At 32.5% G+C, this 23,253-nt stretch carries 30 protein-coding genes; all 30 read left to right on the forward strand.

Annotated features, from left to right (window positions below; genetic code table 11):
- Positions 1-47 precede the first annotated feature (47 nt).
- The 30 genes from MHI10_RS07520 (at position 48) to MHI10_RS07665 (ending at position 23,115) form a co-directional block, all read left to right on the forward strand.
- A complete protein-coding gene (locus MHI10_RS07520) occupies positions 48-455 on the forward strand; it encodes an immunity 22 family protein (protein ID WP_340784361.1) in 408 nt (135 codons plus the stop codon).
- Between the two features lie 209 nt (positions 456-664).
- Entirely contained in the window at positions 665-979 is a 315-nt protein-coding gene (locus MHI10_RS07525; protein ID WP_340784362.1) for a hypothetical protein, read from the forward strand.
- A 49-nt stretch (positions 980-1,028) separates the two neighbouring features.
- The gene (locus MHI10_RS07530; RefSeq protein ID WP_340784364.1) at positions 1,029-1,352 is read left to right on the forward strand and encodes a hypothetical protein; all 324 of its coding nucleotides are present in this window, start codon (positions 1,029-1,031) and stop codon (positions 1,350-1,352) included.
- Between the two features lie 586 nt (positions 1,353-1,938).
- On the forward strand, positions 1,939-2,799 hold the full coding sequence (locus MHI10_RS07535; protein WP_340784366.1) for a hypothetical protein: 861 nt from the start codon (positions 1,939-1,941) through the stop codon (positions 2,797-2,799).
- A gap of 934 nt (positions 2,800-3,733) precedes the next feature.
- Positions 3,734-4,216 (forward strand): antitoxin YezG family protein, encoded by a 483-nt coding sequence (locus tag MHI10_RS07540; RefSeq protein WP_340784369.1) that lies wholly within the window; start codon positions 3,734-3,736, stop codon positions 4,214-4,216.
- A 518-nt stretch (positions 4,217-4,734) separates the two neighbouring features.
- Entirely contained in the window at positions 4,735-5,049 is a 315-nt protein-coding gene (locus MHI10_RS07545; protein WP_340784372.1) for a DUF6572 domain-containing protein, read from the forward strand.
- Positions 5,050-5,110: 61 nt separating this feature from the next.
- Positions 5,111-5,266, forward strand: a complete 156-nt coding sequence (locus MHI10_RS07550; RefSeq protein WP_340784375.1) for a hypothetical protein — start codon at positions 5,111-5,113, stop codon at positions 5,264-5,266.
- A 31-nt stretch (positions 5,267-5,297) separates the two neighbouring features.
- Positions 5,298-5,753 carry a DUF4274 domain-containing protein gene (locus tag MHI10_RS07555; protein WP_340784377.1) on the forward strand — a complete coding sequence of 152 codons (456 nt, stop codon included), beginning with the start codon at positions 5,298-5,300 and terminating at the stop codon, positions 5,751-5,753.
- Positions 5,754-5,954: 201 nt separating this feature from the next.
- On the forward strand, positions 5,955-6,575 hold the full coding sequence (locus MHI10_RS07560) for a hypothetical protein (RefSeq protein WP_340784380.1): 621 nt from the start codon (positions 5,955-5,957) through the stop codon (positions 6,573-6,575).
- Between the two features lie 969 nt (positions 6,576-7,544).
- Entirely contained in the window at positions 7,545-8,171 is a 627-nt protein-coding gene (locus tag MHI10_RS07565; protein ID WP_340784382.1) for an Imm43 family immunity protein, read from the forward strand.
- Between the two features lie 669 nt (positions 8,172-8,840).
- Positions 8,841-9,017 carry a hypothetical protein gene (locus tag MHI10_RS07570; protein ID WP_340784383.1) on the forward strand — a complete coding sequence of 59 codons (177 nt, stop codon included), beginning with the start codon at positions 8,841-8,843 and terminating at the stop codon, positions 9,015-9,017.
- A gap of 6 nt (positions 9,018-9,023) precedes the next feature.
- Positions 9,024-9,281, forward strand: a complete 258-nt coding sequence (locus MHI10_RS07575; RefSeq protein WP_340784384.1) for a hypothetical protein — start codon at positions 9,024-9,026, stop codon at positions 9,279-9,281.
- 263 nt (positions 9,282-9,544) lie between these two features.
- The gene (locus MHI10_RS07580) at positions 9,545-9,838 is read left to right on the forward strand and encodes a hypothetical protein (protein WP_340784385.1); all 294 of its coding nucleotides are present in this window, start codon (positions 9,545-9,547) and stop codon (positions 9,836-9,838) included.
- 325 nt (positions 9,839-10,163) lie between these two features.
- Positions 10,164-10,493, forward strand: coding sequence for a hypothetical protein (locus tag MHI10_RS07585; RefSeq protein WP_340784387.1), 330 nt, complete (start codon positions 10,164-10,166; stop codon positions 10,491-10,493).
- A 150-nt stretch (positions 10,494-10,643) separates the two neighbouring features.
- The gene (locus tag MHI10_RS07590) at positions 10,644-11,249 is read left to right on the forward strand and encodes a hypothetical protein (protein WP_340784389.1); all 606 of its coding nucleotides are present in this window, start codon (positions 10,644-10,646) and stop codon (positions 11,247-11,249) included.
- A gap of 422 nt (positions 11,250-11,671) precedes the next feature.
- Positions 11,672-11,914 (forward strand): hypothetical protein, encoded by a 243-nt coding sequence (locus MHI10_RS07595; RefSeq protein WP_340784390.1) that lies wholly within the window; start codon positions 11,672-11,674, stop codon positions 11,912-11,914.
- Positions 11,915-12,276: 362 nt separating this feature from the next.
- Positions 12,277-12,918 (forward strand): hypothetical protein, encoded by a 642-nt coding sequence (locus tag MHI10_RS07600; protein ID WP_340784392.1) that lies wholly within the window; start codon positions 12,277-12,279, stop codon positions 12,916-12,918.
- Positions 12,919-13,548: 630 nt separating this feature from the next.
- Entirely contained in the window at positions 13,549-13,995 is a 447-nt protein-coding gene (locus tag MHI10_RS07605; protein ID WP_340784394.1) for a hypothetical protein, read from the forward strand.
- 365 nt (positions 13,996-14,360) lie between these two features.
- Positions 14,361-15,440: a hypothetical protein gene (locus MHI10_RS07610; RefSeq protein WP_340784395.1), complete on the forward strand. Its 1,080-nt coding sequence runs from the start codon at positions 14,361-14,363 to the stop codon at positions 15,438-15,440.
- Positions 15,441-15,742: 302 nt separating this feature from the next.
- A complete protein-coding gene (locus tag MHI10_RS07615) occupies positions 15,743-16,213 on the forward strand; it encodes an RHS repeat-associated core domain-containing protein (RefSeq protein ID WP_340784397.1) in 471 nt (156 codons plus the stop codon).
- 50 nt (positions 16,214-16,263) lie between these two features.
- The gene (locus MHI10_RS07620; protein WP_340784398.1) at positions 16,264-16,767 is read left to right on the forward strand and encodes an SMI1/KNR4 family protein; all 504 of its coding nucleotides are present in this window, start codon (positions 16,264-16,266) and stop codon (positions 16,765-16,767) included.
- Positions 16,768-17,207: 440 nt separating this feature from the next.
- Positions 17,208-17,912 carry an RHS repeat-associated core domain-containing protein gene (locus MHI10_RS07625; RefSeq protein WP_340784402.1) on the forward strand — a complete coding sequence of 235 codons (705 nt, stop codon included), beginning with the start codon at positions 17,208-17,210 and terminating at the stop codon, positions 17,910-17,912.
- Positions 17,913-17,925: 13 nt separating this feature from the next.
- Positions 17,926-18,585 carry a hypothetical protein gene (locus MHI10_RS07630; protein ID WP_340784404.1) on the forward strand — a complete coding sequence of 220 codons (660 nt, stop codon included), beginning with the start codon at positions 17,926-17,928 and terminating at the stop codon, positions 18,583-18,585.
- Between the two features lie 310 nt (positions 18,586-18,895).
- Positions 18,896-20,053 (forward strand): RHS repeat domain-containing protein, encoded by a 1,158-nt coding sequence (locus MHI10_RS07635; RefSeq protein ID WP_340784405.1) that lies wholly within the window; start codon positions 18,896-18,898, stop codon positions 20,051-20,053.
- Between the two features lie 27 nt (positions 20,054-20,080).
- The gene (locus MHI10_RS07640; RefSeq protein ID WP_340784406.1) at positions 20,081-20,407 is read left to right on the forward strand and encodes an RHS repeat-associated core domain-containing protein; all 327 of its coding nucleotides are present in this window, start codon (positions 20,081-20,083) and stop codon (positions 20,405-20,407) included.
- Positions 20,408-20,480: 73 nt separating this feature from the next.
- A complete protein-coding gene (locus tag MHI10_RS07645; RefSeq protein ID WP_340784408.1) occupies positions 20,481-20,717 on the forward strand; it encodes a hypothetical protein in 237 nt (78 codons plus the stop codon).
- A complete protein-coding gene (locus MHI10_RS07650) occupies positions 20,717-21,115 on the forward strand; it encodes an immunity 22 family protein (protein WP_340784410.1) in 399 nt (132 codons plus the stop codon). Before MHI10_RS07645 ends, MHI10_RS07650 begins: the two co-directional genes overlap by 1 nt.
- Positions 21,116-21,284: 169 nt before the next feature.
- Entirely contained in the window at positions 21,285-21,611 is a 327-nt protein-coding gene (locus tag MHI10_RS07655) for a DUF5713 family protein (protein ID WP_340784411.1), read from the forward strand.
- 384 nt (positions 21,612-21,995) lie between these two features.
- Positions 21,996-22,475 (forward strand): DUF2247 family protein, encoded by a 480-nt coding sequence (locus tag MHI10_RS07660; protein WP_340784413.1) that lies wholly within the window; start codon positions 21,996-21,998, stop codon positions 22,473-22,475.
- 202 nt (positions 22,476-22,677) lie between these two features.
- Positions 22,678-23,115: an SMI1/KNR4 family protein gene (locus MHI10_RS07665; protein WP_340784415.1), complete on the forward strand. Its 438-nt coding sequence runs from the start codon at positions 22,678-22,680 to the stop codon at positions 23,113-23,115.
- Positions 23,116-23,253: the final 138 nt, after the last annotated feature.

The raw sequence follows: 23,253 nt of genomic DNA on the forward strand, positions 1-23,253 counted from the left end.
ATCAATAAAAATCAGGATAACCATATGAGATGAGGTGTAATTAGCAAATGAATTATGGGGAACAAAACACATCTAAAGTGCATATTTGGGTAGGAAATAATTTTGAGAAAGATTATGAGACATATTTTGAATTAGATTATAGAGAAGATGTAGAAATAGGAGATTCAGATTCTAAAGTATGTGGTTTCTGTAAAGATATAGGGGATGAATTTTACGATGAGGATTGGATAGGTTATGCCCAGCATCCTCAAGAGAAAGAGTTAGACATTCTTATAAATCAAGATGAACTATCAGTGACGGCAGAAACTATAATAAAAATTAGAGAGATTTGTATAAAGCAGGGTTTTGAAAAAGCGAATTCTATATTTTGGTACTACGATGGTGATATCGAGATGAAAGATAAAGAAAAGCTTTTTAATAAGTTAACTTATATCGGAATATTTGACGCTGTATAACATTTAAGGGTAAATAAAACAAAAATCATTCACCTATGATATAAGGCTATTGGACTATACGTAACAAATTGTATGAATTTATTGCCATATTGCTTGAACCATAAAACACATGTAAAGAAGATGCAAAAATTGGATTGTAATATAACCGATTCAGATATTACGACCCAGAGCAAGGAAATTATACTCAGTACGATCCGATAGGGCTTGCGGTGAATAATCCGACATTGTATGGTTTTGTGAAAGATCCTAATATACAAGTGGATGCATTTGGTTTATATTCTACTTTTCCAGCTGACCCTAATAATTTTACGAAACTGCTAGGTGTAGATCCAAGTAAAGTATTTGTAACTAAAGATGGTACTATAAGAAGTGTTTGGGAACCGGATGGTAGTACCAAAATAAGGTTTGAAAGTCATACAGAAGGGATTTGTTCTATTGATCCGAATTGGAACCTAAGACATCATGGGGAGAATTATAATGTTGAGACTAAACCAAACGATCTAACACTGGGCGGTAAAGGATGAACTTAAAGTTAAATGCAATAAATTAATAGGAAGGGACTTTTGATTTGTTATGGATGAAAATATTACTCTACACGATGCCACAATTGTAAAACTTGAATTGGTTGAAACATACTTATATTTGACATACCTAGATTGGAAGGAAGAGTTAAAAAAACTGGTATTTATAGATGCAATTAGTGTAAAAGCGCTTGATGCTATAGGGGAGGAAGTAGGAGATTTTATTGTTGAAACTGATAATGTTAAAGTACAAGAAATATGTAACATACTACAGGAATCAACAATTGATTACAAACTATTTAAGATATTGCCAGCCTGGAATAGGGAAACCTTAATTGAAATTATAGCGAAAGAAGTTAATTTTTATGTTGGATGAGATGTTGTGTGAAATTTTTTCTGTTCGATCTTAAGAAGATTTGTACATTTATCCTTTTCTTATAGTTGCCATACCTGTTGTTCGATAAAATTCCATTTTGGTAGGGATCCTAAGGTATCATGAAGGAAAAGTACGTATTTAGAGAATACAGCAATCACTTAATGATTAAAAAAGATTGAGATAAATGGGTGTTGACTGATGCGTTTGTTCCTTCAACTAAAATTGTAGATGAAGGTAATTACAGTATTATTAGTGATTATCTTGGAATGCCTGTCGAAGCTTATGATGAAAAGGGTATGGTCGGCTGAACTTGTTATTTATGGACGAGCGGGAGAATTTACGGGTGAATAAGATTTTATTCGATTCCGTTATCAAGACAGTATGATGATGTGGAAATTGGATTCTATTACAACTGATTCCGATACTACGACCCAGAACAAGTTAATTATACGTAGATAGACTGATTGGATTTGCGGGTGGAAATTCGACTTTGTATGGATATGTTTATGATCTTCTGACAGAGTTTGATTTAGTCTGATTTAAGCCAAATAAATATGAGGATAGATAGTTCTTCAAGGAGGATATTATGGTTTTCGACAAAGTTTATTTCAAAAGAAACTTTAGATTTATTAACATAGATCCAGACACGGGTGTAATTGATATTGAGGATACAAAAAGGCAAGAAATAGATAGTGTGTCAGTTTCTCATGAAAGTATAAAACACAAGTTTGAGAATATAAAAAAACTCAATGATATTTCAGATATTAGAGGGCTTAGGTTAAACTCTTATGATTATAAATCTTTAAATGAACTTAAAAATTATAGTTCATTAGAATATTTCAATTTTTTAGGAAAAACTGATGAAGAGATACCTTTTGCAGAGCTAAATTCATTGTGGTGTGTGTACTTAAATTATGATAAAAAAACTTGTAGTTCAATTTTTCAAAACAAGAATCCAGAGTACTTATTTATTGACAATTATATTGGCGATTCATCCAGAGAATTCAATATATTTACAAAAGCTAAAAGTATAGGGTTAGTAAAAAATAAAATATTAGAATTTGAAGCTCTTAAGTACATGCCTTTATTAGAACACTTAGGAATAGGTTATAATTCAAAAATCACTTCTATAAAGTGGCTTGAGGAAGGGAAATCATTAACTTCGATAGCATTTCAAAATTGTAAAAATATTAAGGATTGGAGTTCAATTGGGAATGTTTCTAGTATAGAAAAAATAATGATTGAGAGTTGTGGTGAAATCCCTTCATTAGATTACCTTCATCAGCTACCTAACTTACAAGAAGTTCGTATTATAGGAACAACCAGTATTGGGGACGGGAAAATAAAAAATCTAATGAACCATAAGACCCTGAAATATTTAATTCTACCTATCAAGAAAGACTATGATATCGTGCAAACTGAATTGGAAATCTTTAATAAAAACTAGAAGAATTATTTGCTTGGCCAGCATAAGTATAGTTTAAAAATGTTAACTGGGAAAGATAAACGCTAATGATGATTCTAAAATATGTAAAGGAGAATCAATCAGCTTTTTTTTACATGTTTTTTGCTATAATAAGGTGAATTTTTAGTTTTTTATCTTGATACATATTCAATCAATGATAGCATCCCTTTTTTAACCGTTGCGTTAGTTCAAACAATCTGATTTGTTTGAACTAACGCATGCAGCCATCATAGACCTAAATAAAAGCACCTAATTTTACTCACCAGAGGAAAAAATGGGTGAGGTAGAAAAACACACTTACATTTGAAAGTTCGGCAAAGATTTAGACCGAATTAATTTGTAGGTGTGTTTTTCACTTTGAAATATTTAAGAGGAAATAGTATGATGTGGTTTTATATTTACTGAGGTATACATCTTCTTTGTCTTAAAATTTATTATGTAGTGTTGTAGATGACATCAGTTTAGCATTGAATGTTGCGAATACAAGCATTAGCTTGGCACTTTGTAACAATGAGTAGGATCTAAGGAATGCATTAAGCAAACTCTATTCACACCTACACTTCATCACAGGTACCGATGTAAGGGACATTATAAGAAAGAATTTATGCAACTAAGAGATAATATCTATATTGAATAAGGGTAATACTACGAATATAGCTAATCCAAAATTGCCGTTACAAGTTAAGTATGGATACTTCTTACATGGAGTGGCTAACAAACTAACGAGCATGACAGAGCTCGTGGTGATAAACAAGGAAATAATAGTTTTTTAATTGTATACAGTTAAAGATATCCTTGAATTTGAATTAATAACTCATGAAGGCTAGACTAGATAGTTTTATAGTTGATTACTCAATCGATGGTGGTAGAATACAAAAGATTACGATACAAAGTCAAATTGGAGGTTAGTACAAATATGGAACAACAGATGAATCAGATGTACCCTATGATAGCAGAGCATGTTATAGATATGATACCAGGTGGTAATTGGCAAGAAATTTACTTGTATGCTGAAATATTAGAAGGTTCTAGAATAGTGTACTTTTATTTTAATACTTCGGAGAATGAAGATTTTATTTACTCTCATGATATTCCTGAAAAATATAAAGTGAGTGAAAAAATTTATGACAATTTGTTAGTAGAATTACAAAATAAATTTTATGATTTAAGACAAATATTTATTGATAATGATCAAGAACCATGGACGAATTTAACGCTGACTTTAAAGTATCCTGGAAAAATAAAAATTAATTATGATTATGAAGACATAATTAATTCAGCAATATTCCCGACTCAACGACAAATGATTTTTGAATATCAACATTTAGGTTTGTTACCTGAAAATAAAAATAATAGACAGTTTGTTGAGAATTATATAAATAACAAATTTAAAGAGTGATAAAATAAACCTTAGTAATTAAAGCTTTGATTAGCAATATTACTAGAATGGTTTTAGAGGCTTATATTAGTTATTGTATAATTATTGAAGGAGCATTGATAATAATCCTTCATTGGAAAAGATGAGTTCACCGAGGTGGATTTGGTACCCACTGGTATAAATATTAGAATCGAGTACAAAATTCCCCTTCAAGATGTACAGTAAGTTTAATTAAATGAATGATAAAATGGTGGTAGTTGGGAAATCTGACTGCCGCTATTTTTTATAATTCGGGCTTACAAATCAAGTCACAAAAATTAAGTTTGATGCAATTGGTATTGGCAAATCTACAGGCAATATAGTAATTCAAGAATATAAATCATCAGCTATAGCACCATTAACAAAAAATTAAACAAAAGGATTCTCTGAATTACAAAGTGGTGGAGGAATTGTAGTAGGAAAAAGAATACTTAAAGGTGGTACTCCTATATCTCTTACAAAAGTTGAGATTATTAGACCAGATTCGAGAGGAGAGCAATATGTCTATAATAGAAACTGATAAAATAGATGCAATTGGTATTAGCAAAGACGGGGAAGGCTTAATATTAATGCTTGCAGATCATTTGGATTGGAAAAATGAAGCGGAGCATTTAACTCTTTTACAAGATAAAATTAATGCATATTTAGGTTTTATTGAATCAAATCAGCATTCAGATACCTATCAAGATAGAGTATTTGAATATTACATTATTGATGTAAGGTTTAAATATAAAGCCACTGCGAATTGCTTGAAATTTTTCGAGGTGATTAATTCTCAATTAGGTGAGTATAGAATTCAAGTGATAAAAAGTTAAGATTAAAATGGATGGAGGACATTCTGTTTATAACCAAGTGGTAGAAAGAGCACTAAATAGAATGGATATTAATCAAAGTGTTGATGGTTTACAAAAACAAGTGAATGATTTACAACAAAATCTAAAGAAATTACAGGAGAAAGGGCTACCGCTTTATCCTAGTCAAGGCGCAACAGTAGAACTATGGGAAAGAAAGCTAAGGCGACTAGAAAAATAAATTTCTAAAGTATAGTGGGAGGTAAAATGTCATGGATAAGAAAGATATTAATTTTCTTGAAGAGCTCCTTTATAATACAGATAAAAATAATCTAATTAGTCAGTTAAGCAAGGTAGATAACCCACTAATGCTCCATTTTTATGCAGCGAATTATAATTGGAATAGTGGATTTGATGCACCAAGAGCTATTTTAGAAAATAAGACTTGTGATTTTGGGACGGGCTTACTAATGTTTCATTATGCAGACGGCTACCGTTTGTTAGAAAATTCTGACGAAGTTTCAAGTTCTTCATTAGAGAAATGGAAAGATTTTTTAAGTAAGATTTATAACAAACTTATAAACTTAGAATTTAAATCACAGAATATTTCCTTTGACCCTGGATTAACAAAAATTCAAAAGTATAAGTTGAAAAAAAATAACCTAAACCTCCCTGATTTTCCCATTAGTAAATCCCCGGGCGAAGTGGTTGATATTCCAAAGGTATAATGTGACCTTAAATAAAAATTTGGTTGGTAGAGAAGGTTTTATTTATATATTTTTTTGGGTGCGGCCAGTATGCGCATGAACTATAGGTTGCAAATCCTGAACCACAAAGATAGAAGTAGAGGTTAGCTAAGAGCAAGGGGGGCCGGATTAACTGGAGTTACTATCGGAAAGAGCTCTCACTACTAATATAGGAGGATTAAAATGAATTGTTTAAAAACACTTAGGGAACGAAAAGAGTGTATGATTTTTCAAACGAGTGAAAATGACAGTTGTAATGGATGGATTGGAGGAAATGCACCAGTTTATTTTGATGAATTGGAAGATGTGGTTAATAAAGAAACTGAAATGAATTTTTATTTATCTATAGTCAACCCTTTTGATATAAATGAAATGATCTCCATTTTTGCTCCTAAAAATTATGAAGAACGTATATCTAAAAATAGGTATCCAAATTGTTCGTTATTAATAATTAATCATCCTAAAACAGAAGAAAGTAAACTTGATAATTTTACTAATCCTGATTTAGTAAAACATTTTATTTCAGAAGCCAGTATTGTAAATGATAAAAAATCATTTAAAGAAAGTTTTCTTATTAAATTTGGTGGAACTCCAAAGCATATTCAGCAAGAAGAGTATTATTATAAGGAGTTGCATGATGATGGTTTTAGTTTTATATTCCAGGTTGATGAGGATGGGTATCCAGATACACTAATTAAGCCAAGAAAGAGTTACCCTTTTGGGTTCGGTGCTGTATATTTATATGCACGGATTTTAGATGGATCAATTGAGAATCCGATAAAAGGTTATTGGCAATATTCTTAATCGGAAGAGATGAAAAATACATTCTTTCGAACAACTAAATAATTTTGTTATATTAAATTTAAACAAATGTCGGATTATTGAACAATTATATTCGGAAAAAGTGGTAAATGGCTTGAGTAGATATATTATTTGTTGACTTTGCTTAATGATTTGATAAAAGCTAATTATAAATTTCCGAAACATATGTATAGAAGATATTACAATTCCTTTATATATGTTTATTTTTTGGGGGTTTAGTTTCCAATGTACTTACTTCTATCTTTGTCCTGAATAAAATCCTTAATATGAGAATCTGAAAATATTAGAAGCCCCTGTATTAAAGCACTTCTAGCTCTCTATTGGAAACAGTGAAATAAACCGATTTCATATACGCAGTGGAAGTGTTTTTGGTGATTAAAATGTAATTAGATATTTTATAAGCTGTTACATTTTAGGAAATATTATTTATCAAAATGTAAACCAAAATAAGTTCATATTTTCGATTTAGACATGTAAACGATTTAGATATTGACAACGCTGGTTTGCGATATGATGCTTAAAATAATGTGATTTATGCGAAAGACAACCAGTCCTTTGCCTACATCATTTTTGGCAGCTTAACAGAACGTGAGCAAAATGGGAGAAAGGTTGGGTTCACCTCTGATACAGAAGAGCAATTAACCGCTGTTATCGATGAAAAGGCGAAGCGCACCGATTTGAACGGGATACGAAAGGGAATATCGTCAAGGAAATCGACTTTGATGAGCTGACCAAAACGTATGAACGTAGTTAGGCAGGATTTGTGCAGAAAATTCATCGTCCCGGTAATCGTTGGACAGCGGCGATTCAGAACAATGAAATCAGTCAAGAAATTGAAAGAATCTTACCTAGAAACGTCATCAGCCAATGGTAGTATGACATAACCGTTAGATAGTAAAGATTATGTACAATCAAGAAAATATCCAAATTGTAAACGATTGGGGTAATTATATGAAATACTTTATGTTAGTTAATGATGAAGCGACTTCTCCGATTTATTTAGATGGGGTTTTACACGAAAATTTTACTGAAAAGAAATACGATGAAGGAATGAGCTATAAATGGAATCGACCATTTATTGAACAAATAGATTTCCCGAAAGAACTGTGGTTAATAACGAGAAGCAAAGTTCAATTTGACTACTATGAAAACTTTTTTGGTCATGTAGTCTCCGAGAAGTTTTTATCCTTAATGAATCAAGTAGATGTATTGGAGGATTTTATTATAGCTAATTTGCAAGTTGTAAGTACAAAAGGTAAACCAAAAGTAAAAGATTTATTTTACTTTTTTAAATGTATCAAAAGGCATTCATTAGTTGATTATGATAAATCTGCGTATCTTACAAGAGAAGTTCCAAATAACGCAAAAGTAAAAGTTGGTGGAAGTTTCGTTGATAAGTATACAAAGTTAGTGTTAAGAGAAACTGATTTAGATTTATTTCAATTAAGCGATTTGAAACTGAGTAGATATCTGTTTTGTTCAGAGAGATTCAAATCATTATGTGAAAAGGATGACCTTAAAGGGGTTCAATATATTGATTTAGAGTTAGTGCCTGACTATTTACAATCTAGAACGTAATAAATGAATTTCATATAAATAACAAGATATGTTTTATAAGTTTAAGCATGTATATTTTCTCTTATTAATTAATTTAATAGGTAGGTAAGGAAGTAATTACAAATTAGCGTGGAGCCCCTACACGCATGATTCAGATTAAACATGTAGAGCAATGTAAAAAAAGAGTAGCCTAACTCCTTTAATAAATGGATGTAATGCTACTCTTTCATTTTTTTATGTAATACAAACCTTTATTTACTTTGTTTCAAAAGTTACTTTCAACTATGACTCGTTAGTTAGACGGGTAGAGAAGTGTTCTAACGAAATAACCATGCAATTTGTGTGGTGAAAAGAAATATTCTATTCCATTCCGTTATCAAGGGCAGTATGAAGATGCGGAAATTTGATTGTATTATAACCGATTCCGATATTATGACCCAGAGCAAGGTAATTTAGGCTGATAGACCCGATTGGACTTGCGGGTGGGAATCCCACTTTGTATGGCTATGTAAAAGATCCAAACAGAATGATCGATCCTTTTGGATTAAAAGAATGTGAGATTAACAAGCCAGATTGGAGCAGAACAAGGCATGATGGTTACACTACTCAACAGCATGTAGAACTACATAACGTTGATGATATAACTAAACCGAAGCATGGCGTATTTACGGATGATGGTTTTAATGATGCTTGGACAAAAAAGAAACCCCTGTTACTCAACCGAACGGGAATGATAAATATGTAATTCCTTCTCCAGAAGCTGGATTAGAAGGTGGGTCTAGAGGATTAGGTGATATTTTAAATAACGTTACGATTATTACAGAAGGTGGAACAAATAAAATTGTAACCGCATTTCCTTCAAGATAACTAACGATGAAAGAAGAGAGTAAAATTATAATAGAATATAAAGTGGATTGGTGCCCATTGTGTGATCAAGGCTGGGTCATAATTGTAAAAGATATTCAAACATCAAATCTGTATTTGTGTTGTAAAGAATGTGAGACTGAATGGAAAAATCCAAATAAAATAACACAGGAACAATGTTTGCCATTTAACACATATGCAAAATATGATTATCCAACTGAAGATGAGGTGATTAGTTATGGCTGGGCTGAATTTATTAATACCTAAAGGTGTAAGGGAAATTTTAGTGAGTAGTATTCGATGAACTTCGAATAACGATTGGTAATCAACGGAAATATCCATAGGAAATATAATTTTAGGTTATCAGCTGCACGGACTTTGAAAACTGATGAATCGGTAAATTGTGCAAAAAAGCCGTTCATCTGGAATTTTTTCCGGATAAACGGCTTTTTGTTGTGCGTACCGAAAAGGTGTGTTTTTTTACATTTCGTGCTTACTGTCTTTTCATTGGATGTAAGTAGCTGTGAACAGTGGCAGCCATGCAGTACAATGAACTTAGTCAAGAAATCGAGCGAATCTTACCAGGAAATGTCATCGGAAAATGGCAGTATGATGCGACAGGTAGACCAACAAAGCATCGAATAAGTGCTAGTTTTCTCGGCAGTATCCCAAGTGTTGGAGATATAGCGAAGAAAGCAGTTAAGTCCACAGCAAAGAAAGCCAAAAAAGCAGCGAGTTCCGCCAAAAAGAAAGGCAAGAAGAAGGCAAAAAAGGCGAAGAAAAAGCTCGAAAGGCCGCGAACAACCTGTCTAAAAGTAAACTAGTTAAGAATGTAAAAAAAGAGATAAAGTAGGTTGTAGCCACAGGTAAGCAGATACAAAAGAAAATAGAAACCACCTACAAATAGGCAAAGAAAGAAGTAAAGGAAGCTAAGGAACGATTTAAAAAAGATATACTTGCTTTGAAACCAGCAAAGACCAAAAATTCACCTCCTGCTAAAACGTATTCGGTCCATGATGGCGAACCTGAGACAAAGTTAAAGGGCATGCAAAGAGTATTGGGGGGACAAACCGAAAGTATGAGGGAACTAGAAAACCTAAAGCGGCAGAACAATTTTTATATAGTTTGTTTGTTGAAGATTTTGTTATATTGGTTGACCCTAAAGCCACTAAGGGAGAGAAAGCAATTGCTTTAATGGCCGTGTTTCCAATAAGTAAGCCATTTAAAGTAGTAGATGTAACTAAAGACACAGTAAAGGCCTATGATAAAGCAAAAATTAAAGAAGATATAAATGAAAGCAAAAAAGCAAGAGAAAGCTCAAATTTCAATAAATATAAAAATAAAGAACAAGAAGTTCTAGAAAACATAAAAAATTCGACAAAGAAAGTGGAGGACAAAGTGCAAGATTTCAAACAACTTGCAGAGTATGTTAAGAAACTTGATAAGGGTATATATAAAGGTGAAAATATTAAGGAATAAAAAAACTTTCTTTAATGAATATCCTGACCTTAAAGGAAGTATTGTTTCATCATGCTATAGAACAACAAATGTTTAAATAATAACCTAATCTATACTCTCTTGAGGAAATGCTTTAGAAAATTTGATGTTAAAAATAATAGGAGGGATAAAATGAGAAAGAGGGGTTTTGATTTACCTCAAATGTATTTGGAAATGAATAAACTTGGATGGTTAGACGTAAAAAATAGAAATTATTTATGGCTAAATGAAATAAAATGGAAAAGTCATTCCGAAGTGATGAATTATAAACATGAAGAAGGAGAAATAGACTCGATTTTCCCTTTCGCAGTTACTGGGAGAGGAGACAAATGGGTTTGGAAAGATGAGTCCGATCGATTATTAGTTGCACTATGTTTTCATGATGATTACGAGGGAGTTATATATGCAGAAAATTTGGAGGGTGCAATATTTAGGAATATATTAGAATATGTTTCAAGTGCACATTTTTATGTTGATGAAAAAAATGCAGAATTTTTTCAAATTGATATTGAAGAGTTAAGAAATTGTTTGATTGATTGGAGAAAAAAATTTCATCAGTGGTTTAAAGATGAATGGTTGGAAGAATTGGACGATTTAGTTAAAATGGAGTTGAAAAATTGCGAAACACGGTATGGTAGTTATTTCGCATTACTTACTCCAGATGAGGCTAGTAGTAAAACTGAAAAATTTTTAGGTTTCGATAGAATTAATGAACCATTTAATTGGATCAATTTATAGTTTATGATAGTGTGACTAGATTAGTTGCAATTCTACGAGTATTTAGAAAAAGTAATTAACGAATTAATATCATAGTTTAGAATTGTTCTCTGCATATATACCAAATTTTTTAAAGAGACAACATTAGAAGTAAATTAAAAAAATCCAAATCAAAAATGTGAAAAACTTACTGATTTATCAATTTTGAAGGGCAATAAATCTAATTATACGGATTTTATTGTCCTTTTTCTTTTGTATAAATAACCTAAAGTTTACTAATAGAGGAAAAAAAGAAGGGCCATTATGACAATTTGAACACGCTAGTCTGGGCACATCTATCCGATGGAAACGCGGTTCGCTTACAGTATGACGTTTATGACGATGTGGTTCTTGCGAAAGACAATCATACACAAGTGTCCTTAGCCTACACTATTCTCGGCAGCTTGACCTCTCGTAAACAAGGTGGGAAGAAAGTTGAGTTCACCTATGATACCGAGGAGCAACTAACCGCTGTTATCAATGAAAAAGGCGAAACGTACCAGTTTGAACAGGATACGAAAGGGAACATCAGCCAAGAAATCGGATTTGATGAGCTGGCCAAAACGTATGAACGAAGGCTGGCAGGGCTAGTGCAGAAAATTCATCGCCCAGGTGAACGTTGTCAGTGTATGAGCATGACGGTATAGGAAATGTTATTCGTCCTGCTTATAATGGTATTAAATATGAGGAACTTTCTAGGGATTTATTAGAATGACATTGTTTAAATCCTAATATAGCTGAAAATGGCGCAAGACTATGGGGAACAGCGCGATCTCAAATAAGTTTACCAGCTCATTCAGGTAGAGATGCAGTAAGAACACTTGGAAGTTATCACGCAGGAAAACATATTCATAGTCTTCAAAACGAAAAATATATTTATCGTATTTTAAGGGATGAAGCAAAGAAAGGGTTAGATATAAGGAACGTTGTTTCAGATATAGGTAGAAGAATGGAAGATGGTAGTTGGAAAAATAGTGTGAAATGTCATTAGTTTAAATGGAGGAGTAGAATGAGATCAACAGTATTTGAAATTCGAAAAGAATTACTAGATAAGTGGAGTGAAGTAGAACAGAATATAGACAGTATGATTACGAAAAAGTTGTCAGAGATATCTTATTGGAAATATGCTTCGGATGAATATTATACACATCTCCCTTATTTTCACGAGATAAATAAATTTAAAAAGGGGAGAATTTTAAAGAATATAACGGAAAATGAAAGGTTTAGTCAAAAAATAATTCATTCTTTCGGATTTAATGAATTAGATCAACTAATTATTATGCAGTATCCGCAAGTTGATAATGATATAAAACTTGGTACAGGAACCCAAATATATAATATAAATTCAGATAAAAGTGTGAATACCTATGTAACAAGATGGTACCCGAAGAATAATTTCCCTGCGAAATTATTAGCTATTAGCGAATTTAAACCATTAGATGAGCATAATTGGATAGATGTAGGTATTGGTGCGAACAAAAATTGGTCAGCAATGAACTATATTTATAATGATTTTAGAGGAATCGAAAAGGTAGTTTCTTGTAATTCGGATGTAGAGACACCATTGTGTTATGATTTTATCTTCGATAATGCAAAAAAATTAGAAAAAATCATGATTGGTGAAGTTGTATGGTGGAAAAGAAAGAAATAATATTAAAAAGTTAAAGAATATAACCCTAGAAAAGACGAGCATAAACTTTAGAATTTGTAGATTATGCACGTTTTTTGTTAAAAATAAAATTGTTTTACCGCGTGTATTTATTATATAACCGTAATTGCCTAATACAACTCTCCTTCTAATGATGTTTGTGCTATGTGATAATCACAGTATATTCATTCGTTTGGAGGTTTTTCGTGACACAATCAGATTGAAAATCGATGTGACAAGAACGGATGCTGCTTTTCGAGCAAGGAATAGAAAAAATAGATTATTCAAATGCAAATTTGGGTTTTTATTTTTTTGATAGGTTTTAATGATAATTGAAGAAATGAAAATTATAATTTTGATGTAGCGAAGATGAATGTAGTCTTAATGAAATAACGGATATTCTGGAAGTTAAAAGATCTTTAGAATTATCGCGAAAAAAGAAGTAATTTAGGGTATCAATTCTTGTACTAATTATTTACTTATGAAGAAGATTTAGACTTATCAAAGATATTAAAATTACAAAGTTTATTCGTTTTGTACAACAAAAAAATTAAAAACATTTTTGACTGTGTTAATTTAAAACGTTTAGTAATTCATCATTACAAAAAAAAGAATACAGACGAGTTTACTAAATTGAAAAAACTACAGATGTTAGAAATCTGGTCGTCTCCAATTCAAAATATAGATGGATTAAAAGATTTAAAAGAAATAGAGCGCCTAGAATTACGATATCTGAGAAAATTAGAGTCAATTGACGGGATTAAAAACAACTCTTCGATTACAGAATTAAGAATTCAAAACTGCAAGAAGATAACTGATTGGGAAGTTATCAGCACACTTCCGAACTTAAAGCATCTTAAGATTGATTCATGTGGGAAAATACCAACATTAAAGTTTCTGGATAAACTAAAAAAGTTGGAAACGATATGGTTAGTATCAGATACTTTTATAGAAGATGGTGAACTATCTTGGTTAATGGATAAGGAAAGTTTAAAGGCATTTAATGTACCTATTGAAAATCACTATGATGTAACACTTGAACAAAAGAGTTTATTTAATGATTTTGGTATTAAAAACTAATTTTTTGGGGGTTAATTGTCTCAAAAAGGTTTTTCATTTTTACTCGAAATCTTGTTGCAGAAAAGAGCTAATCTTTGGTAGCTATACTTGTAATAAATTTCAAATCAAAAGAGTAGTGTGCAAAATCCTTTAGCTGAATTGGTAATGTTACTTTTTCTTTTAAACAAGAGTAAGGGCCAAATATAACACACCTTCAACGATTTCAATGAACATGAGACAATCATGAAAATGAATGAAGTTGGAGGTTTTTTTATGAAACAATAGACCCAGAAGACAGGCAAGAAAAATGGTATGTAGGCAAAGCGGATGATTTGTATAGAAGATTGACAGATCACATGAGAAACTCTAAGTTAGAAGAGCATTTTATGGAAACTATCGGCGTAATAATCAATCCTGGGGGATCGTCAAGCGATTATTTTATACTTGAGGGTAAGTTGATTGAAAGATTTGGTGATGAACCTTTAGCAAATAGAATTGCAAGTCCAGGAAAATCACTTGTAAGTAAGAACGTTGTCCATAAAAATTTCATATACAAAGGAGAAACTATGTTAACTCAAGAGCAGGTATATTTGAATATTCATGAAAGAAAATATTATGACCGGCTTTATAAATACTACAAGTATAATTTAGATGGCGAAGAATCACTTCAAAATGAAGATATAGAAATGTATTCAATCAATGGGCTTTCTCTATATGGTCAAGAAGAAATATTGGATTTAAGTAAGTTGAGCGATTTGTGTGGAGTAAAGGCAATTGCATTAAATAGGCATCACTATATTTCTGTTGATACACTTTCAAGGTTTCATAAACTTGAGTATTTCCAGATGTTAAATTTGTGTGATGATTTAATTCCATTTAATAATTTTGAAAAGTTGTGGTATGCGGAAATAAATTACGATAAAAAAACTTGTAATTTGATTTTCAATAATTTGCAACTAGAGCACCTTACTCTTCATAATTATAAAGAGAAACATCATAATGATTTGTCTAAATTAAAAAATATAAAGAGACTTAATCTAAATCAATTCAATCTGACGAACCTTGAGTTTATATCTCAATTACAAAGAATAGACTTTCTTGGTGTGTCTTATAATAGGAACTTAACTACAATAAAAGATTTAGATAAAACAAATCTAAGGGGTCTTAGTATTGTGAACTGTAAGAAAATAATTGATTGGAAAATTATTTCTAATTTGAAGAAATTAGAGGAAATTTACTTAGTGGATTGTGGTGAGATTGAATCGGTATCATTCCTAAATGAGCTTCCAAATCTTAAAATGTTGATGATCACTGGTAATACGACAATTAAGGATGGATTATTGAAAGATATTATTGAAAAAATAGGTCTTGAAAAAGCTAATATAACATTAAAAAAACATTATGATATAACTGAAGATGATTTGAATCGGTTCAAGTTTGTTCAGTACACGGGTATACAGAATTAAGTAATTTCAATACAATAACTAGAATTATGAATGATTAAGGTCGAACAAAGAAATCACCCGTGGCTTTGATTGTAACTTTATACCTACATTGAAAGAATAGCATGAACCCATGGAATGTGGATTTATGTTACTCTTTCTTTAAACATCAAGATGATGGTGGACAGCGCATGAGAATGATGAAAAAGGTAATAAGGTTTGGTCAGCCGAGCTTGATATTTATGGGCGCGTGGAGGAATTTACAGGTGTGAAGGACCCCATTCCGTTTAGGTATCAAGGGCAGTATGAAGATGTAGAAAATTGGCTTGTATTACAACCGATTCCGATATTACGACCCAGAGCAAGGGATTTATACACAGATAGACCCGATTGGATTTGCGGGTGGAAATTCTACGCTTTATGGATACATAAGTGATTCAAACAAATGGATAGACCCATTGGGACTTCGGGGAAATTTATATGATATTGTTGAATACGGGAAAAAAAGTGAAGGATTATTTAACCATCATAACATTATGGATGCATGGGCAAAAAATAATGTACCAGGGTATATTAGTCGTCTTTCTGCACAACCCACAATTCAGTTAACAAAAGAGTTGCGTGATGCAGGACATGCTTCTGAAAGGAAGTGGATGAAGGAAACATTCGGAAAGGTAAGGGGGACTTGGAAGGAAATGACGCCGAGGCAAGCTCAAGAGTTATCAGAGTTAATGTTTGATGTAGCTAAAGTACCCAAGGAAGTGCGAGAAAAGTTTTACAAAGAATATAATAAATAAATATATATATATACTAAATGTGGGGGAAATTTGAAAATAAAGGAGTAAATATGCGTATTATAGAGATTATTAAAAAAGTTGAGCGAGATAGTAATTGCAAACTAGTGAAAAGGGCGACAGACTTCACAAGTGAATTAGCTTTACCAAAAGATTTAGCTTATTTTTTCAGCAATTATGACTCCCTAGAAATGTTTTTAGATAAGCCTTATGGAATAAAAATAGTTTCTCCAAATGATTTTATCCCAACTAGTAAAAGGCTTTACCCAGAGGATGATGTTATTTGGGAAGAACTAGAAGGGGATGTTAGTAATGAGTGGTATCTTATTGCTGAGTCTGAACAAATAAACCAATACATTAGTATTGATATGAGCAAGTCCCATTTTGGTTATTGCTATGATAGTTTTTTGGAAACTCATGCAACACCAGGGGATAGCCAGATTATTGCTAAAAGTTTTACGGAACTGTTAGAGCATTTATACTCTAGTAAAGGTGAAAATTGGTTTTGGTTGGCTGAAAACTTCGAATCGTATGGGGATGCTTATGATGGCAGGTAAAATATCACTATAAGTGGTATTTTACCCAAGATTAGAATAGGTTAAATAACATTTATAGCATTAAGTGTTTGTTTGAAAAATTAAAACCAATTTCATCTCGTGTGTTTCCTTCCACTTTACATCAGAAACTATGATTTTTTGAAAAGAGGATTTGTATTAAAACGAAACGTCTAAAACCCTAATTATAAGAGGGTTTTAGACGTTTTATTTTTAATAGACAGAGTAATTAATACCTGTGTTGTATATTTGCTTTTTATTTTCATCTGATACTTGACTTGAAAAGGAAAAATCCAGTGAGCTTGATATTAAAATGCTTATCGACCACAGGTAACTATTGTATAATCAGCGGAGAAATTGTACAACCACCACCAATCTGCTAGGGGCCACAGAAAAGTATGGTTATGATACTTTAAACCGGCTTGTCCGGGCAAATCTGTCCGATGGAACCGACGTACGCTTACAGAATTATTAGTGATTATCTTGGAACACCTGTCGAAGCTTATGATGAAGAGGGGAAAAGGGTTTGGTCAGCTAAGCTTGATATTTATGGACGTGTGGAAGAATTTATAGGTGAACAAGAATTCATTCCATTTAGGTATCAAGGGCAGTATGAAGATGTAGAAATTGGTTTGTATTATAACCGATTCCGATATTATGACCCGGAGCAAGGGAATTATACGCAAATAGACCCGATTGGATTTGCAGGGAATAATCCAACATTGTACGGATATGTATATAATCCACTTACTTGGATTGATCCGTTTGGTTTAAAATCAAATTCGGCTGCTTTGGGTGCTTCTCTAGGTCCTGCTCCAGTAGGAGGTAATTTTGCTGCTCATCATATTGTTATGGCTGGAAAACAGAATGCACGAATGAAATCTCTTATTACGCAGATGAAAAACCATGGAATCAATCCAGACGGAAAGCTTAATGGAATTTGGCTACCTGTGAGAGATAATGATAAAGTAGTAGGTGAAGCAAATACATCTCATCAACAAGATGGTCTACACGGAAAAGATTACAAAGATGAACTTTTCAATAGATTGAATGGAAAAGGTAAAAAGGAATTTAATAAGGAATTAAAGCAGCTAAAAAAAGAACTACACAAAGGACGGACTTGGGATACAAAAACGACAAAACATTAGGGAAGTGTACAAGATGATAGAAAAAGAATACGATTTGCTGCTCGAAATTTTTAGGAAATATTCCGACACTTATGAAGAAATGTTATACCGAGTTAAAGACGTAGAAAATGATACAATTATATGGAGTGACACATTTTTAGAATATTTTCCAAATCAAAATGCACTAAGTCAATTAAAGAGGCCGAAAATTTATAAAAGTGAGCCTCAATCTAAAGATGGTGTTATAGTAAATAAGTTGAAAGATGGAGAAATGTACTATTCTTATAATAGTGAAAATAAGGGATGGGGCAGTGTTTTTGTAATAAAAGAAGATGGAATGAAACTGTTTCTTAGGTTTATTAATAACGATAATGATGAAATAGTTTTGGAACAAATTTATTGTGTAGTTCTAAAAGAGAACATGATTAAAAAGGTATTATTCTATTTAAATGATATTGACTTGGATGGAGACGAGGAATTGAATGAAGAAACATTTTTAGTAGATAATTATTCATATAATAGTAATGAAACAATTGATTCAATTATTAGGAATGGTTTCTATCATTCAAATAACAATATTATAGCAACTACAACATTCCGATTCGAATATATTAATGAAGAAATATTCATTTACTCAAAACAAAAAGATGCTGAAAAGTTAATGTGGAAAGTAAAAAAATCTAAAGTCAAGTAGGATGTTTGAAGTAGATATTGTGGACTAAATCCAATATAAAGACAACTGCACTTCATATGCTAGGTAAGGCCAACTAGTGTTTAGAGCTGCAGTTCTTTTTTTTGTTTTTCTATAAGTAACGAATTTTTTTTGCGTATTTATTATCTTTTTCAATTTTTACATCCACCTATGATACCGAAGAGCAGTTAACCGCTGTCATCAATGAAAAGGTGAAGCGTCCTAGTTTGAAAGGGATACGAAGGGCAATATTAGCCAAGAAATCGGCTTTGATGGACTGACGAAAACGTATGAACGCAGCCAGGCAGGCTTGGTGCAGAAAATTCAACGTCCGGGTGAACGTTGGACTGCTTATGAGCATGACCCCCTTGGAAATGTCTTTCGAACTGATTATTATGATGATACTTGGGAAACGTTTGGTTATGACAAAAATGGATCACTACTAGAAATTGCCAATGAGCATGTGACGGTCAAGCTAGAGCGAGACTCATCTGGACAAGTCATCAAAGAATGGCAGAATGATCATTGGATTGCGAGTATTTATGATGAACTGGGCAATCGTTCACAGGTTACGAGTAGCTTAGGCGCCAACATTGATGTTGAACGAAATTTAATGGGGAATGTTGCGCAAATCACCGCTTCCCGTTCGGATCAAGCGCAGTGGACAGCAGCGATGCAATACAACGAACTCGGCCAAGAAATTGAGCGAATCCTACCCGGAAATGTCATCAGCCAATGGCAATATGACATAACAGGTGGTAGACCAACAAACCATCGAATTAGCAGCCAAAACCGACATACACGGAGAAGAGTCTATCAATGGGACGTCAATCATCGCTTAAAATTTATGGTCAATGAGTTAACCGCTGGACGAACAACTTATGGCTATGACGAATTTAGCAATCTTGTTTGGTCCAATCAAGGCAATCCATTTGACTTCTTACACCGCAATGTCGATGATGTTGGGAATTTGTATGAAACGAAAGAAAAGACTGATCGCGTTTATGGTGCCGGCAGCAGATTACTCGAAACGAGAGATGCCAAATTTTCTTATGATGAAGAAGGAAATCTCGTTCAGAAGGTCGAAAAGAATGGGGATACGTGGACCTACGAGTATTATGGCACTGGCATGATGTCGAAAGTCATTAAACCAAACAAGACAGAAGTTACGTTCAAGTATGATTCGATGGGTAGACGGATAGAGAAGTGTTCTGATGAAAAAACAATGCAATTTGTGTGGGATGGGAATACGATTCTGCATGAGTATTTTTCACAGAATGATTCAGTTGAATTAGTAAATCTAGCTGAATCACGAAACAACTCCGAAATCCCAGAAAATCTAGTCACATGGGTGTTTAATGATGGATTCGTACCTTCTGCTAAAATTACAGATGCAGGTAATTACAGTATTATTAGTGACTATCTAGGAACGCCTGTAGAAGCTTATGATGAAGTAGGTAATAAGGTATAGTCAGCTGAGCTTGATATTTATGGACGAGTGGAAGAATTTATAGGTGAGAAAGACTTCATTCCATTCCGCTATCAAGGGCAGTATGATGAAGTAGAAATTGGATTGTATTATAACCGATTCCGATATTACGACCCGGAGCAGGGGAACTATACGCAGATTGACCCGATTGGACTTGCGGGTGGGAATCCGACGTTGTATGGGTATGTTGGTGATCCGAATATTAAAGTTGATCCTTTTGGTCTTGCACCATGGAAAAATGGACAATTTAATGCTTGGTTTAATAATGCTACACCAGAAGAGGTTACTGTTAACATAGGACCTGTAAAAAAAACAACTGAGAAATGGTGGAGGTAAACATGAACTGTTTCCGGTAGCAGATGCAACTAAAGCGAGAAAATTAGGTTCCACAGCAGAAGAACTAAAAAAGATGGCAATTGATATAGACCGATTAACCTTTGTCGATGTACCTGATAAAGAGGGTAACCTACACTCGGGACCACATTCAAATGGTAAGAAAAGAGTTGGTAATCAGTCTAGTAAAGCAAGTAGTAACTTCCATACACAATTGTCAAATGCACTTCAAGAAGCAAATACGAAGAGAGAAGCAAGAATAATAATAGGGCAGTATCATAGAAAATATATGAAAGTGAGTTGTAAGCAATAATGGATATGTCTAAAGTACATGTTTGGATAGGGATTAATAATGTTGATGATGAAACTTTTGAAAAATACTTTGAATTGGACTATGATGATCCAGATATGGATATTGATGACCCACTTTATAAAGTATGTCAATTTTGTCTAGATATAAACGATAAATGGTATGATGAAGATTTTATTGGTGTTTACAAGGAAGATTGTATGGTAGATGTTAGGGTATTATTGGAAGAGTTATCAGTATCACAGGAAACAATGTTAGAAATACAGGATCTTTGTATTAAAAGAGGATTAAAAAATGTTAATGCTATGTTTTACTACATGGATCCTGAGATAGAAGTAGCTGATAAAAACAAACTTTATAATGAATTAAATTATATTGGTAAATTTCATACAAATTTATAATAACTAAAATTCGTAGAGAATTTAATAGGCTTTATAAAAATCCAAAGTAGAAAAAATAAATAAGTAGTGTCTTATTTTGTTACGAAGAGAACGTACATTCCGATTTGTATTATCCAATTAAATGATAGAATGTTGTATAATCCGTATAAATGGAAAAGGAGGATAAATTATGAAAAAACTTGATGCTAATTTTAACTATCTGATTGATATGTATGAGGATTCTTATTATCCGAAGGTTTTAGTGGACAAACTCAAATTACATATTGTTGAAGTTGTCGATTTTATTGAGGCGAGCGAGCATACAACGGAGGAAATTCAGGAGCAATTAGACAAAATGACTATTGCGATTAACGACCTTCAGGATGAGTTCTATGCAAATGATAGTGAACTGGAAACAGTTGCGCGCGAATCGATTGCTGAAACAGTTAATGCTATTTTACAACATTTCAACATCAATATTGAGATTGAAGAAGCGATTCGAGAACGAGATTGGTGATCCGTTATGTTAGAGCGCTTCACTACCCAGACCCTTGGCTAAATCAAGGGTCTCTATTTTTGTAATAGTAAGCTGTTTATACATATATCAAAAAGAAACGGTTTAGATTAGGTATCAAAGGGAGTTTAAGGTGGGGCATATTCCTTCTTTCGCAATAAGACTAAGTATTTTAAAGGAGCCGCTTATGAATAAAGATGAAGCTTTACATATAGTGTATGAAAACATTTTGGGAGAACATTCAATCCTACTGCAACTACGAGCGGGGGAGGATTGAGCAAAAATCGATTTACATCAAATGGTAACGTGAATCATAGGAGATTCATTGAAAATGGTGTTATAACAGGTACAGTACATTAAATACCCAAAAATTAGTAGGTGAGTAATATGAACTTAAAAGATTTAAAAAGTAGATCTATTAAGTATGACTGGCAAACTATATTTGTAGGTGTCCAAGAAAATTATTTTAGTAAAGACGTTATTTCTGACTATGCGGTAGAGTTGATGAAGATTGGTGATGAAAGTGGGTTTGTTAGTGAACTTGCATGGGGAGTATCTATTGAAGATTTAGATAAAGTTATGTTAGAAATAAAAACTAATTATTTCTCTCAATTAGGTGAAGAAAGTACTTTATTAATAAAGGAGAATAGAAAACTCAGATTTGTTTGTTTATCTAAAATAAAAGAAAGCTGTAAAGAAGATAATGAATTATTAAATAAAATTGCAGAGTATTACGGAAAGCATCACTATCCAGAAGATATGGTGAGTTTTGTTAATTATATGCCTCAAGAAGTTTCAACTACGAAAGAAGAATTGATAAATAGGTTTGATAAATTTTTAAAATTAGAAGGGGTGAGATTTAGTTAGCTACATTTGATATGGTAACACTTTTGGACATTTTTTTAGGGTATCAAAGGATTAGGAGTTGATGAAAGTAATGGTATTCAACGGTATCCTAAAGAAAATAAAAGTATTATGTAATGATTTTTTAGATTGAAAATTTGGACAAGATATATTAAATGGCTAGTTTGGAAGAAAGGAAATTAATATATTCAGAGGTGAAAAGAATATGAATGATATAAATGAATTACGAAATAAATATCTTTCCTTATATGATGAGGTTGATGGAATTTCTAAAGAGAGCTTGGATAAAATTGAACATGAACTTCAAATAAAGCTACCTAATGACTTTTGTGAAATATCTAGCTTTTATAGTGGAGAAGATATACATTCGTTTTTATTTACGGATCCAACAAATATAATAGGAGAAACCGTAAGAATTAGAAAAACAGTTGGATTGCCGCATAGATTTGTTGTTCTTGCTGAACATGATATGAGTGTTATTGTAATGGATACCGAAAACAAACCATCAATCATATGGATTGATTCCATAGAGATAACTAAATTAGATGAACAAGATTTTATTTCGAAACCAGACGTTTGGAATGATTTTTCTGACTTCTTTAGTTTCTTATTGGATGAAGAAGAGGAAGAACGGAATTATTAGGTTATTAAGAAACCTTTGGATAAAGTTAAAAGGATCTGAATGAAGCTATGTAATTGAAATTCTAGAAGATACTGTAGAGTGCTTATATTTACAACAAGTTTTACAATCATCATGAAATGACAGATCGATAAAATAGTG

Origin of the sequence: Solibacillus sp. FSL K6-1523 (assembly GCF_038005225.1) — a bacterium.
In the GTDB taxonomy this organism is placed as follows: domain Bacteria; phylum Bacillota; class Bacilli; order Bacillales_A; family Planococcaceae; genus Solibacillus.